The organism is Pseudoalteromonas sp. S1727, assembly GCF_005886375.1.
Classification (GTDB): Bacteria; Pseudomonadota; Gammaproteobacteria; order Enterobacterales; family Alteromonadaceae; genus Pseudoalteromonas; species Pseudoalteromonas haloplanktis.
In genome coordinates, this window is sequence record NZ_PNDT01000016.1 from 1 (window position 1) to 13,236 (window position 13,236).

General features: G+C 40.8%; 12 protein-coding genes. 3 read left to right on the top strand and 9 right to left on the bottom strand.

The window, feature by feature from the left end:
- Nucleotides 1-229: 229 nt before the first annotated feature.
- Nucleotides 230-1,237: an oxygen-dependent tRNA uridine(34) hydroxylase TrhO gene (trhO, locus tag CWB85_RS05200; protein ID WP_016707209.1), complete on the bottom strand. Its 1,008-nt coding sequence runs from the start codon at nucleotides 1,235-1,237 to the stop codon at nucleotides 230-232.
- A 200-nt stretch (nucleotides 1,238-1,437) separates the two neighbouring features.
- Here trhO and CWB85_RS05205 point away from each other — a divergent pair, with 200 nt between their 5' ends.
- The 3 genes from CWB85_RS05205 to CWB85_RS05215 all read left to right on the top strand — a co-directional run bounded on the left by CWB85_RS05205 (nucleotide 1,438) and on the right by CWB85_RS05215 (nucleotide 5,128).
- Nucleotides 1,438-2,763: a DEAD/DEAH box helicase gene (locus tag CWB85_RS05205; protein ID WP_138554307.1), complete on the top strand. Its 1,326-nt coding sequence runs from the start codon at nucleotides 1,438-1,440 to the stop codon at nucleotides 2,761-2,763.
- Nucleotides 2,764-2,765: 2 nt separating this feature from the next.
- Entirely contained in the window at nucleotides 2,766-3,596 is an 831-nt protein-coding gene (locus CWB85_RS05210; RefSeq protein ID WP_138554308.1) for a CvfB family protein, read from the top strand.
- A 347-nt stretch (nucleotides 3,597-3,943) separates the two neighbouring features.
- The gene (locus tag CWB85_RS05215) at nucleotides 3,944-5,128 is read left to right on the top strand and encodes a hypothetical protein (RefSeq protein ID WP_138554309.1); all 1,185 of its coding nucleotides are present in this window, start codon (nucleotides 3,944-3,946) and stop codon (nucleotides 5,126-5,128) included.
- A 616-nt stretch (nucleotides 5,129-5,744) separates the two neighbouring features.
- Here CWB85_RS05215 and pyrF read toward each other — a convergent pair.
- From pyrF to serC, 8 genes are all read right to left on the bottom strand, one after another.
- A complete protein-coding gene (gene pyrF, locus CWB85_RS05225; protein ID WP_138554310.1) occupies nucleotides 5,745-6,449 on the bottom strand; it encodes an orotidine-5'-phosphate decarboxylase in 705 nt (234 codons plus the stop codon).
- A gap of 35 nt (nucleotides 6,450-6,484) precedes the next feature.
- Nucleotides 6,485-7,621 (bottom strand): lipopolysaccharide assembly protein LapB, encoded by a 1,137-nt coding sequence (lapB, locus tag CWB85_RS05230; protein WP_064666289.1) that lies wholly within the window; start codon nucleotides 7,619-7,621, stop codon nucleotides 6,485-6,487.
- 2 nt (nucleotides 7,622-7,623) lie between these two features.
- Complete coding sequence (locus CWB85_RS05235) at nucleotides 7,624-7,905, bottom strand: lipopolysaccharide assembly protein LapA domain-containing protein (RefSeq protein ID WP_016707217.1); 282 nt, start codon at nucleotides 7,903-7,905, stop codon at nucleotides 7,624-7,626.
- Between the two features lie 21 nt (nucleotides 7,906-7,926).
- Nucleotides 7,927-8,214: an integration host factor subunit beta gene (gene ihfB, locus CWB85_RS05240; RefSeq protein ID WP_016707218.1), complete on the bottom strand. Its 288-nt coding sequence runs from the start codon at nucleotides 8,212-8,214 to the stop codon at nucleotides 7,927-7,929.
- Nucleotides 8,215-8,276: 62 nt separating this feature from the next.
- On the bottom strand, nucleotides 8,277-9,944 hold the full coding sequence (gene rpsA / locus CWB85_RS05245) for a 30S ribosomal protein S1 (RefSeq protein WP_029216020.1): 1,668 nt from the start codon (nucleotides 9,942-9,944) through the stop codon (nucleotides 8,277-8,279).
- Between the two features lie 95 nt (nucleotides 9,945-10,039).
- On the bottom strand, nucleotides 10,040-10,750 hold the full coding sequence (gene cmk, locus CWB85_RS05250; protein WP_016707220.1) for a (d)CMP kinase: 711 nt from the start codon (nucleotides 10,748-10,750) through the stop codon (nucleotides 10,040-10,042).
- Nucleotides 10,751-10,857: 107 nt separating this feature from the next.
- Nucleotides 10,858-12,135: a 3-phosphoshikimate 1-carboxyvinyltransferase gene (aroA, locus tag CWB85_RS05255; RefSeq protein WP_138554311.1), complete on the bottom strand. Its 1,278-nt coding sequence runs from the start codon at nucleotides 12,133-12,135 to the stop codon at nucleotides 10,858-10,860.
- Nucleotides 12,135-13,217, bottom strand: coding sequence for a 3-phosphoserine/phosphohydroxythreonine transaminase (gene serC / locus CWB85_RS05260; RefSeq protein ID WP_138554312.1), 1,083 nt, complete (start codon nucleotides 13,215-13,217; stop codon nucleotides 12,135-12,137). Before serC ends, aroA begins: the two co-directional genes overlap by 1 nt.
- Nucleotides 13,218-13,236 lie beyond the last annotated feature (19 nt).

Sequence of the window (13,236 nt, forward strand, 5' to 3'; positions counted from 1 at the left end):
AACAAGGCATAAATTTTGACATGTAGTTGTTCACGGCAATTGCTCCTGCATTGCTCTACCTCCTGCATCCATGCAGTCGTACATGAAAAATTTATAAAGCAGTTAGCGCTTTATTTAGCCCGCTAGAATGGTTAACTATTTAAGTTGATTGGTATAAGGCGTCTGAGCCTAAAAACAAAAAGCCCCAGACAATGCTGAGGCTTTTACATTTAATGCAGGTAACGCTAAATTACTTTTTACGCTGTGCGTCTTTTTGTGCTTTTTTGGCTTCTTTACGTTTTTGTAAAACAGCTTGCGCTTCGTTGCCAATATGGCCTTCACCACGAGCTTGCGCTAATTCAATTTGCTTTTGACGTTCAGCAAATCGTGCTCTTTGCTCGTCGGTCACATCATCAATACAGTGATGGCACGAAACGCCTTCCATGTATTCAGCTTTTAACTTTTCGTCTTCAGTGATTGGCATACGACAGGCATGGCACTGATCATATGAGCCTTTTTGTAAGTCGTGATCGACCGCAACGCGGTTATCAAATACAAAGCACTCACCTTCCCACATGGTTTCTTCTTTTGGCACTTCTTCTAAGTATTTTAAAATGCCGCCTTCAAGATGATATACATCCTCAAAACCTTGCTCTTTCATATAAGCTGTTGATTTTTCACAGCGGATCCCGCCAGTACAAAACATGGCTACTTTTTTATGCTTGCTTGGATCAAGGTTTTCTTTCGCCCATTGTGGAAACTCGCGGAACGTTTTAGTATTTGGATCTATCGCGTTTTGAAAAGTACCGATTTCAATTTCATAATCGTTACGAGTATCAACTAAAATAACCTCAGGATCAGAAATAAGCGCATTCCAATCTTTTGGTTTTACATAGCTGCCAACCACTTTTAACGGGTCAACGCCTTCAACACCCATAGTCACGATTTCTTTTTTTAATTTTACTTTAGTGCGGTAAAACGGGCATTCATCATCGTATGATTCTTTAGAGACGATATTGTCTAAGTTTGGTTGCTTATCAAGCCACGCTAATAAGTTGTCAATGCCTTCACGTTTAGCTGCAACAGTGCCATTGATGCCTTCAGCGGCGATCAGCAAAGTACCACGTACTTCATTGGCTTCCATTACATCAAGCAGTGGTTGGCGCAGTGCTTCAAACTCAGGTAAAGCGACAAATTTATACAAAGCACACACAACAAAGTGCGCACTGGTGACATTATCTTTATGAATGGCTGTCATGGGTTTTCCTATTTTGCTTTTTCAAAACCGAATCGTAAATCCGGCGCATTGGGGCGCGTATTTTACGCTTTTTCAAATTAAATGCAAAAAAAGCCGCGATTCATTGGTTTTTACTGTTAGCGCAACACCCTACTACGCTATAATAGGTGCATTATTTTTGGCAAATTGCCAACGACTTGCTCAATTTGGAGAAACACACTTTGCACTTTACTGATCTTGGGATTGATACTCGCCTTGAAACACAGCTTGCGCATCAAGGCATCACTCAGCCCACTGATATTCAAGCTCATGCTGTGCCTACAGCGCTTGCTGGCCACGATATTTTCGCTCAGTCTAAAACGGGCTCAGGTAAAACGTTAGCGTTTTTATTACCCGCTGTTCAACGAGTGATGAAACAAAAGGCCCTCAGTAAACGTGACCCACGTGTATTAATTGTTGCTCCAACGCGAGAACTCGCGACCCAAGTTTTTACCCAACTTAGGTTGCTTATCGCCGGTACCAATATTAAAGCCGTTAAAATTCTTGGCGGTGAAAACTTTAATGATCAAATTAAAGCACTGCGTAATGACCCACATTTTGTTATTGCCACACCAGGGCGATTAGCCGATCACTTAACCCAGCGCTCGTTGCAGTTAAGTGGGTTGGAGCTGTTAATTTTTGATGAAGCCGACCGTATTTTAGATTTAGGTTTTACCGAACAACTTAAAATGATTAATGAGTTGGCCGATCACCGCTTGCGCCAGACTCTGTTATTTTCAGCCACACTCGATCATGCACAAGTCGATGCGCTCTCTCGCAATTTATTAAAAAATCCAAAGCAAATTATGCTCAGTGCAGCAAACGAGCAGCATTCAGATATCAAGCAAAGCTTATATTTAGCAGATCACTTAGATCATAAAGAAGCCTTGCTTGAACACTTTGTAAAACAGGATAATGTTGGTCAATGTATTATTTTTACGGCCACACGCGCTGATACCACACGTTTAAGTGAATTATTGCTCAGCAAAGGTTTAAAAGCACAAGCGCTCGCCGGTGATTTAACGCAAAGTAAGCGCCTTGATATCATGGATGCCTTTAGCCGCGAAAACTTTAAAATTTTAATCACCACTGATGTTGCATCTCGTGGCCTTGATTTATTAAGCGTCACTCATGTAATTAATTTTGATTTACCAAAACATGCCGAGGAATACGTTCACCGTATTGGTCGTACTGGTCGCGCAGGCTTTAAAGGAACGGCTATTTCTTTAGTAGGCCCTAAAGATTGGCCAAGCTATAAAGCGATTAAATCCTTTTTAAATGATGAGCTTGAATTTCATACAGTGGCAGGTTTAACAGGCAAATTTAAAGGGTTGCGAGAAGCAAAACCAGACGCAGTAAAAGCAACTGCGCGCAAAGCCAAGCCTAAAGCTAAATCAGTTACTAAACGTAAAGTGAAACCAAAGCAGCCTCAAGCACCAATAAAAGCGCCGTTAAACATTGATGGTGATGCGCCGATGCGCCGCCGTAAAAAGCCAGAACAGGAATAAAAATGAGTTACCTCGGAACTACCCAAACCTTATTTGTAAACGAAGTAAGTAACGAAGGCGCGTACCTCGACGGCCATGAGCTAGGCGAAGTTTTTCTACCAAGTCATGAAATTAAACATGAGCTTGAAGCGGGCGACAGCGTTAGCGTGTTTATCTTTTTGGATAACGCTAATCTCGCCACTGCGACAACGAAAAAGCCGCTAGCTCAAGTGGGTGAATACGCCCTACTTCGTGTTAAAGAAATAAACAGCATTGGTGCTTTCTTAGATTGGGGACTTGAAAAAGACGTACTTGCCCCATTCAACGAACAAAAACCAAGAATGCAGGAAGGTTATTCTTACCTCGTGCGTTTATATTTAGATAATGCCAGCGGCCGTATTTGTGCATCTAATAACTTTAATCGTTTTCTGAATAAAACAGAGCCTGAGTATGCACCACTGCAAGAAGTGCAACTTATTGTGGCAGGAAAAACAGACATTGGTTACAAGGTTATTATTGAAGAAGCTCACTTTGGGGTGATCTTCTATAACATGGTATTTAAAAACATGTTTGTAGGCCAACGTTTAACAGGTTATGTTCAAAAAGTACGTGAAGACGGTAAGATTGACGTTATCCTAGAAAAACCAGGCATGGCTAAAGTAAGCGAGCTTGGCGAAAAGATCATGGATAAGTTAAAACAAGAAGGTGGCGTGCTCGCCATTGGCGATAAATCCGATCCTGAACTTATCAAAAAAGTGTTCTCTACCAGCAAAGCAAATTACAAAAAAGCCATTGGCGGTTTGTTTAAGCAAGGGTTAATTGATATTGAAGCTAAGTCTATTAGGCTTAAGTAAGCGGTCAGCGGTCAATTTAATATTGATATAGAAAAGAGTAAAGTGAAAACTTTGCTCTTTTTTGTTTTATAAGCACCAATGACAGCAATGAGCGCGAAGCAGACACTAAAAAGTTAAATTTATTCCTACTTCTTTGAGTAGAAGCCTAATTTTGTCCAATAACATTATTAACCGCCGTTTTGGTGAAAAATAATACCCCTTGTATTTTAGCGATTTTAATTAACTGTTTACAAAAGTAATTTTTGGTGAAATTATCAGGGTATGTAATATACGCCGCTGTGGTGTGTTATAAACCACCACAATGGTGTTCAATATACTATTATGTTTTTATGAGAAAGAGATTTTAATTGAGTTATAGTCGATTATTAGAAGGCGTAAGAGCATTTAGCCCTCTGTTGCAGGCTTATGAGGCTGGTTATACAACAGAAGATATTAGAGGTTCAATAAATGAAGCTCTAATCGGTGAGTTTGAGAATCAAAGCATGCTCAAGCGATATGGATTAGATCTGTTAACTGTCGAATCGGTCAACGTAACAAAAGTAAAAATGAATGACTGGTCGAAATCTGTTTACGAAAAAACGCTTGATATGAGGCGTAACGTCTTAGCAAAAGATGAAACAAAGTGTGCTGAAATAGTTGCTCAATGGGAGCAAAGTATCGGCAAAGCATTATCACTTTATTGGAGTGCAGCTAAGTTTGAATATCATAAGTCTGAGTTACCGCTAGACGATTATGCATATGAGCTACTTCGAAATATAGGGGCTGTAATTGAAGGTACCCTTCAAGTATATCTTAAAGAACTTTTCCATCTTGTTTCATCTTTTAATGGTGCTGAAGTATCATACTCGCAAGTTGCATCAATGAGTTTAGGTAAAGTAGTAAACCAACTATCAAGCAAACTAGAAGACGATAACATATTTACGCTTCCACCTTGGATGGTTCCGCTGAATCAATGGCGAAACATCGCACAACACTTCTCTGTCAACACTGATGATAATCATATTGTTTGCAAATATGGCTCAAGAAACCAACATGAGATCACTCTAACTAGAGAAGAACTTTTCGCTGTCGCACAAGCAGTATTCTTATTGTTCTCAGCAGTTAGGACATCACAAACAATCTTCGTGCTAGATAATGCCGATTCATTATCTTCACACTGTAAAGGATTCAAAAGAAAAGAAGATGATGAATCATTTCAATTTTGTGTTGGTGCTGCGTCGCAAGGATTTGAGGTTACTGAGTTAGAAATAACCACTGATAAAGCATTTGCTAAACTGTGTGATGTTACAGATGATTTATCTTTACAGCGAGCGTTACATGCTTCTCAATTTGTATATCAATTATGGGTTTTATCAAAATCTGATAAAGTAATTCTTAAGTATGTGCCAAAGAGTAATGACAAAACTTTAGTTACTAAAGCAAACTCAGAGGATTGTGAAAAAGTTTTTAATGGGGAGCAGCCTTTCTCATACCTGTCGGAGGTTGTGGAGTATATTATTGAAGAGCTTAGCGTAGCGGAAACCAAAGCATAATCGGGTAGCCTGGAAGTCTCTTCCAGCCCCCACACCACCGATCATGCACTTTTTTATTAACAGGAAGTACAATGGGCGGTTTATCTCCCGTAATGAATATTGCTCCAAATATCTCTCAATGACGCTAAACCTTGTGAAGCCAAGTTGTCATTGCCTTGTGCGAGGTTTACGTCAGTAGCAAATTCTTACCCTTCAGCGTATCCAGTGATCTAAATCCACTGTTAGGTGAAAAGCGTTGGCTATTAGGTAGTAGTGTCCTCAGGCGCGCAAATACTTTTGAACCTAGAATCTGTATTACTCTTAAGCGCAGCGCCTCTTAACCTCTTTGTGAATAAATTACTAAGTTTTTTGCACAAAGAGAAGGGAATGAGAAGTAAATGAGGGAAACTTAGCGCTTAGTATTGGCATGGTTAAACCACCAATAAAAATAAATTAAAAACGAGTTATTCTACAGGCTCGTTGCCGACCATCTGCAATTGGCATATTCCAGCCTATTCATCGCCAAGTTATTAAGTTTGTATACCCAGAAACAAAAAGAGCAAAGTAAATACTTTGCTCTTTGTTCTTAGTTCTTAGTATTAGTATTAGTAATAGTACTAATTAAAATAACGCTTGTTTATTTTATCGAGTCATTAATTTCTTTAAGAACCGCAACTGGGTCAGCCGATTGGGTGATTGGGCGGCCTACAACTAAATAGTCGCTGCCATCTTCTACAGCTTGTTTTGGTGTCATGATGCGCTTTTGGTCACCTGCATCGCTGCCTGCAGGGCGAATACCTGGGGTCACTAGTTTAAAGTCTGCGCCAAGTTCCACTTTTAATTTCTTCGCTTCTTGTGCTGAGCACACTACCCCGTCAAGGCCTGATTCTTTTGCAAGTTTTGCTAAATAAATAACCTGCTCTTCTGGGGTTTTATCAACCCCTAAACGAGTAAGCTCTGCAGCATCCATGCTGGTTAAAACAGTAACCGCAATTAACAGTGGCGCTTTATCACCAAATTGCTCAAGCGCTTGTTTGGCTTTAGTCATCATTTCGACACCGCCACTGGCGTGAACATTAACCATCCAAACACCCATTTTGGCCGCTGCAGTAACCGCTTTTGCTACTGTGTTTGGAATGTCATGAAATTTAAGATCTAAGAATACGTCAAAGCCTAAATCAATCAGCTGTTTGACAAACGTAGGTCCAAAATAAGTGAACATTTCTTTTCCGACTTTTAAACGGCAAGTATCAGGGGAAAGTTGTTTAACAAAATTTAATGCTGTTTGCTGATCATCATAATCAAGGGCGATAAGAACTTTTTTAGATTGTTCGAGAGACATAACTTTCCTAAAACGAATTGAAATTATAAGTAAAATTAAAAACCGTCTAAGCCACGGCTTGGGACTATGGTTTCCCAATGTTTACACGACGGGCAAACCCAATAAATGGTGTGGCTAGTAAAACCGCAGTGTTGGCACTGAAAATCTGGCTTTGTTGCAATATAAGAGGTTACCAATTTATCTATTTGATCTAACACTTCTTTAATATCATTATTTTGTTTTGCTAATAGCTGTAATAAAAAACTAAAGCCGCGAATAGTCGGCTGGCGTTTTAAACTATCAGTTAAAAATTTGATTGCTTGCTCGGTATGACCTTGCTCGAGTAATGCTTTACAGTGTTTTATTTTTATTAGTACACCGCCTTTATCAAGCAATTGCAGCAATAATTCATGAAATTGGTGAGTTAAGTTTAATTGCTCGTAACTATGCGCTAAGTCATCAATAAACAAGGGCGCAAAGAAGGTAAAATTGCAGATCAGCTCTCGCCAGTAATAAATCGCTTTTACATAATCTTCTTTTGCAAACGCTGACTTACCAAGTTCATATAATGGGCGAATCGCTTTTTGATTGAGGCTTATTGCTTTGCGCATTATTTGCGGATCATTTTCGATTAATGCCGCTTCACAATAAAAGTTAGCGATGGCCTTGAAGTGTTGCGGTTTAGAAAATAAATCGCTGTGTGCTTCAAACATATTGATACCTTTTTCCCATTCACGCGTTTGTGAATATAGATTAAGGATCGGCTCTAACGCATCACTGTGATTTGCTTTAACTAACCAAACAAGGTGTTCTTCTGCGCCATCAAGTAGCCCAGCCATAATATAATCTTCAGCAAGTTCAAGGCGACTAGTCGCAGCTTGTTGCTCATTAAGGCTTGGGTGTTTAAGTAGTAATTCGTGGATTTTTATTGCGCGATCTAATTCACCGCGGCGGCGAAACATTGTAGCCAGTGTTGAATAATGCTCAACAGAATCTGCTGCAACTTCAAGCAAATTGATGAGATGTTCAAGACCTTGGTCTTCTTCTCTATCAAGTAAAAACTTTAAGCCTTTACTGTATTCAGAGGTGATCTGACGATTAAGTTGATGAGCTTGGTTTTTAGCACTGTTTTTACCCATGATCCAGCCATAACCAGCCGCAACAGGTAAAAGTAAAAACAAAAGCTCAATCATAGTTAGGTGTCTTTATTAGCAACAAGCTTATTATTGTCTTTTTCAGGCGCTAACTTTTTTTTCAAACGATAGTTTTGCCACTTCAATTGCGAAAACAATTTAAAGCTAATAAAACAACCAATTGCGACACCTAAAGCAAAGCAGATACTTATTATCATTGCGAGGGGTAAAGTATTGCTGGCAATAATATAATTGATTTGCACTAACTGCGGATTTTGCGAACCAAGCACAAATGCAAAAATTAAGCATATTGCTACCAGGATAATTTTTAATACCCTAAACAAGTAACTACTCCAACTAAGTAACTAGGCAATACTCGCGTTTACGCGATCTCGTAATTCTTTGCCTGGTTTAAAATGTGGTACGTGCTTACCTTCAAGCTCAACAGTGTCGCCCGTCTTAGGGTTACGACCAGTGCGCGGTGAACGAAAGTGTAATGAGAAACTACCAAAGCCACGGATCTCGATGCGATCTGAGCTTGATAATGAGCCGGCCATTTGTTCAAGAATTTCTTTAACAGCATTTTCAACATCTTTCACAGGTACATGTGCATGTTGCTCGGCTAATTGTTCTATCAATTCTGACTTAGTCATAACGTTTCCTTAAAAAGAGATAAAGGAAGGGCAACACTGCCCTTCCAATTAAGACTGATTAATTAGTCTTTTTGTGCATTTGCGAATGCAGCTGCCATTGCGTTTTCGAACACTGGCTCTTCTTTCTTAAGCTTTTCTAGTACTTCTTTCTCTTCTGCTTCGAAAAGAGCTTTAACTGAAAGGCTTAAAGTGCGGTTCTTACGATCAACACCAACATATTTCACTTCAATCTCGTCGCCTACAGAAACAACAGTAGTTGCATCTTCAACGCGCTCTTGAGCGATATCAGCTACACGGATGTAACCTTCAACGCCTTCGATAAGTTCAACAGTTGCGCCTTTCGCATCAACTTCAGTCACTTTACCTTTAACAATAGCACCTTTTTTGTTTGCATCAAGGTAGTTATTGAATGGGTCAGCTTCGATTTGCTTAACACCTAGAGAGATACGTTCACGCTCTGGGTCAACTTGCAATACGATAGCAGTGATTTCGTCGCCTTTCTTGAATTCACGTACAGCGTCTTCGCCAGGTGTATTCCAAGAAATGTCTGAAAGGTGTACAAGACCGTCAATACCACCGTCAAGACCGATAAAGATACCGAAGTCAGTGATTGATTTGATCTTACCAGTAACTTGGTCGCCTTTGTTTTGAAGACGAGCAAATTCTTGCCAAGGATTAGCAATACATTGCTTAAGACCAAGAGAAATACGACGACGTTCTTCGTCGATTTCAAGAACCATAACTTCAACAGTGTCACCTAGTGAAACAACTTTTGAAGGGTGGATGTTCTTGTTAGTCCAATCCATTTCAGAAACGTGTACTAGACCTTCAACGCCTTCTTCGATTTCTACGAAGCAACCGTAATCAGTAAGGTTAGTTACACGGCCAGAAAGTTTAGAACCTTCTGGGTAACGACCAGCGATAGCTGCCCATGGATCTTCGCCAAGCTGTTTAAGGCCTAGAGATACACGAGTTTTATCTTTGTCGAATTTAAGAACTTTAACTGCGATTTCGTCGCCAACATTAACGATTTCTGAAGGGTGCTTAACACGCTTCCACGCCATGTCAGTGATGTGTAGTAGACCATCAACACCACCAAGATCAACGAATGCACCGTAGTCAGTAAGGTTCTTAACGATACCTTTAACTTCTTGACCTTCAACAAGGTTAGCAAGAAGTTCTTCACGCTCTTGTGAGTTCTCTGATTCGATAACTGCACGACGTGAAACAACAACGTTGTTACGTTTTTGATCAAGCTTGATTACTTTAAACTCAAGCTCTTTGCCTTCAAGGTGAGTTGTGTCACGTACTGGACGAACATCAACAAGTGAACCAGGTAGGAAAGCACGGATTGAATCAACTTCAACTGTGAAACCGCCTTTAACTTTACCGTTGATAACACCAGTAACAGTCTCTTGCTCTTCACATGCTTTCTCAAGACGGATCCACGCTTCGTGACGCTTCGCTTTCTCACGAGAAAGGATAGTTTCACCGAAACCGTCTTCGATTGCATCTAGTGCAACATCTACTTCGTCGCCAACAGCAACTTCTAGCTCACCAGCAGCATTTTTGAACTGCTCTGCAGGGATAGCACTTTCTGATTTAAGACCAGCATCTACAAGTACAATGTTGTTCTCGATTGAGATTACTGTACCTTTAACGATAGAGCCTTGCTCTGCTTCAAAACCCTTTAAGCTTTCTTCAAATAACTGCGCAAAATTTTCTGACATACGAATATACGTCTCATATATTAATACCAATAAGCAACCATGCTGCATGGGGTTGTTAAAATAGCACTGGCATCCTGCTGGTGCGAAAAATGTGTTTATCGTCGCTTAGGAAGCTTACCATTGATAATCGCAGCGTCTACTAAAGTCATAACTTTATCAAACACTTGCTGGGCATTGAGCTCACTAGTATCGAGTTCAATGGCATCATCAGCTGGCACAAGCGGCGCAACGGCACGATTCATATCGCGGTCATCACGAGCTTGAATATCTTCTAATAGACCACTTAGTGTAACATCAAGACCGCGTTCATTCAACTCAACAAATCGCCTACGCGCACGCTCTTGCGCGCTGGCGGTCAAATAAATTTTTAATGGTGCATCTGGGAATACCACAGTGCCCATATCACGGCCATCAGCAATTAAACCATTTTCTGTTCGAAATGCACGCTGACGACGTAATAATGCTTCTCTGACCCGTGGTAAAGCAGCAACTTTTGACGCTGCAGCTCCTACATTTTCATTACGAATTGTGGTTGATACATCTTCGCCTTCAAGAATAACCTTTCCAGTATTAGTGTGACTATCAACTAAAAACTGCACATCTAAGTTAGCAGCTAAAGGCACTAAGGCCTCTTCGTTGTCGAGTGCAATTTGGTGATGAAGTGCTGCTAGTGCTAATACGCGATAAATCGCGCCACTATCCAGTACATCCCACCCTAATTTATCGGCTAACAAGCGACAAACAGTTCCTTTACCTGAACCACTTGGGCCATCAACGGTGATTACGGGCATTAATAACGCCTGCATTTAAACCTCCTGCAATGCACACCAAAATTAAACTGCGACATTATACGTTACTTATTTCAATAGATCCGCTTTTTGTATGTAACTTTTTATATTTCAATGCCTGTTGCTTATTGACTGACCGATGCTAGCACATTGAAAAACGTCGGAAATGTTTTATATGTACACTTTGGATCGTTAATGGTAATAGGCTTACCACCGACTGCAACCATGGCAAAACACATAGCGATACGGTGATCATCATAGGTATCAATTGCCACGTCATTAAAGTGCTTAGGCGGGGTAATTTCGATGAAATCTTCACCTTCAACAACCTCAGCCCCCACTTTACGCAGTTCTGTAGCCATCGCATGTAAGCGATCGGTTTCTTTTACGCGCCAATTATAAATATTGCGAATAGCGGTTGGACCATCAGCAAATAACGCCACTGTTGCAAGTGTCATGGCCGCATCTGGAATTGCATTAGCATCGATATCAACACCTTTCAATTGGCCTTTGCGCACAACTAAACGCTCGTCATACCAATCAATCTTAGCGCCCACCTGCTCCATCACTTTGGCAAACCCGATATCGCCTTGCACTGATTTTGCACCAACGCCTTTAATTTCAATTTCACCACCTGCTATTGCAGCTGCCGCAACAAAATAAGACGCCGATGACGCATCCCCTTCAACCATAATACGCTCAACAGCTTGGTATTGTTGCGCGCCTTTCACGGTAAAGGTTTTATAGTCATCGTGTGTAACCGAAATGCCAAAGCGCGCCATGACATCTAGCGTGATATCAATATAAGGTTTTGAAACTAAAGCGCCTTTAATGGTGATATTGGTATCGCCATTAAATAACGGGGCTGCCATTAATAATGCTGTTAAAAATTGACTCGAGATACTGCCATCAATTTCAACGTTGCCGCCGTTTATTTGCCCGCCCACAATTTTAAGTGGTGGATAATCTTTATTCTTTAAATAACGAACGTCACCACCGAGCGCTTGTAGGGCATCAACTAAATGACCAATTGGGCGCTCTTCCATACGCGGTTCGCCAATTAACTCATAGTCACCTTTAACAGCGGCAAGAACCGCGGTAAGTGGACGATATGCAGTACCCGCATTACCTAAAAACAAAGGTTCAGATGGCGTTAAAAACTGCCCGCCTACCCCCTGTACTGTGGCTACGGTTTTATCGTCATTTAGGCTGACTTGTACACCTAATTGTTTAAGTGCACCTAGCATATGACGAATGTCATCGCTATCGAGTAGGTTTTCTACAACTGTAGTGCCTTTAGCTAAGGCAGCCAATAATAAGATACGGTTTGAAAGACTCTTTGAACCAGGTAGCGTTACACTGCCGTTTACTTTATTAATTGGCTCTAAACGAAGTTGTTCCATTAGCTGTTCTCCTTGGCAAACTGTGCCATAAAGTCAACTAACGCTTGTACGCCTTCAAGTGGCATGGCGTTGTAAATACTTGCACGCATACCACCAACAATACGGTGGCCTTCAAGCGCCAATAAGCCTGCTTCTTTCGCTTGAGCTAAAAACGCTGCATTTAAGCTTTCATCGTTTAACCAAAATGGTACGTTCATACGTGAACGACAATGCTTTGCCACTTTATTATTGTAAAATGGCGACTCGTCTATAAAGCCATAAAGTAACTCAGCTTTAGCAATATTTTGCTGCTCCATGGCTTTTACACCGCCATTTTGCTCAAGCCATTCAAATACTTCTGCCGCTAAGTACCAAGCAAACGTAGGTGGCGTGTTATACATGCTGCCTTGTTTTACTTCCAGTGCATAATCGAATATACCTGGTTTTGCCACCCCTTCACGCTCAAGCAAAGTTTTACGAATGATCACAATGGCAAGGCCTGATGGGCCAATATTTTTTTGCGCACCAGCGTAAATTAAATCAAACTGGTCAACATCAAATTCACGAGACAAAATGGTAGATGACATATCTGCAACGATCGGTGCAGTTGGGTGACTAGGTACATCAAATACCTCTATGCCGTCTATGGTTTCATTTGGACAATAATGGATGTATGACGGATCAGCAGGAAACTGCCATTCGCTTACTGGCTTGATAGAAAATTGCTCGCTAGTGTCATTACGTACATCAAGCTCAGTGACAGTGGTAAATTTAACTGCTTCGTCAACAGCCCCTTTAGACCAAACACCGTTCTCACAATACACGGCGGTTTTATTATCGACATGTAAATTTAGCGGTACTGCAGCAAACTGACCACGGCCACCACCGTGCATAAATAACACTTCAAATTCATCACTAATATTCATGAGTCGGCGAAGGCTTGCTTCACATTTTTCTGTAAGAGCCAAAAACTCTTTACTGCGGTGACTAATTTCCATCACCGAGACACCTAAATCTTGCCAATCACGAAATTCTTTTTGTGCCTTCTCCATAACAGCTGGAGGCAACATAGCAGGACCCGCACAAAAATTATATTTATTCATTACCTTTCCTCATTCCAGT

Coding starts and splice junctions, on each gene's coding strand:
- trhO (WP_016707209.1), bottom strand. CDS start 1,237: ATGACAGCCATTCATAAAGATAATGTCACCAGTGCGCACTTTGTTGTG.
- CWB85_RS05210 (WP_138554308.1), top strand. CDS start 2,766: ATGAGTTACCTCGGAACTACCCAAACCTTATTTGTAAACGAAGTAAGT.
- pyrF (WP_138554310.1), bottom strand. CDS start 6,449: ATGTCTCTCGAACAATCTAAAAAAGTTCTTATCGCCCTTGATTATGAT.
- lapB (WP_064666289.1), bottom strand. CDS start 7,621: ATGATTGAGCTTTTGTTTTTACTTTTACCTGTTGCGGCTGGTTATGGC.
- ihfB (WP_016707218.1), bottom strand. CDS start 8,214: ATGACTAAGTCAGAATTGATAGAACAATTAGCCGAGCAACATGCACAT.
- rpsA (WP_029216020.1), bottom strand. CDS start 9,944: ATGTCAGAAAATTTTGCGCAGTTATTTGAAGAAAGCTTAAAGGGTTTT.
- cmk (WP_016707220.1), bottom strand. CDS start 10,750: ATGCAGGCGTTATTAATGCCCGTAATCACCGTTGATGGCCCAAGTGGT.
- aroA (WP_138554311.1), bottom strand. CDS start 12,135: ATGGAACAACTTCGTTTAGAGCCAATTAATAAAGTAAACGGCAGTGTA.
- serC (WP_138554312.1), bottom strand. CDS start 13,217: ATGAATAAATATAATTTTTGTGCGGGTCCTGCTATGTTGCCTCCAGCT.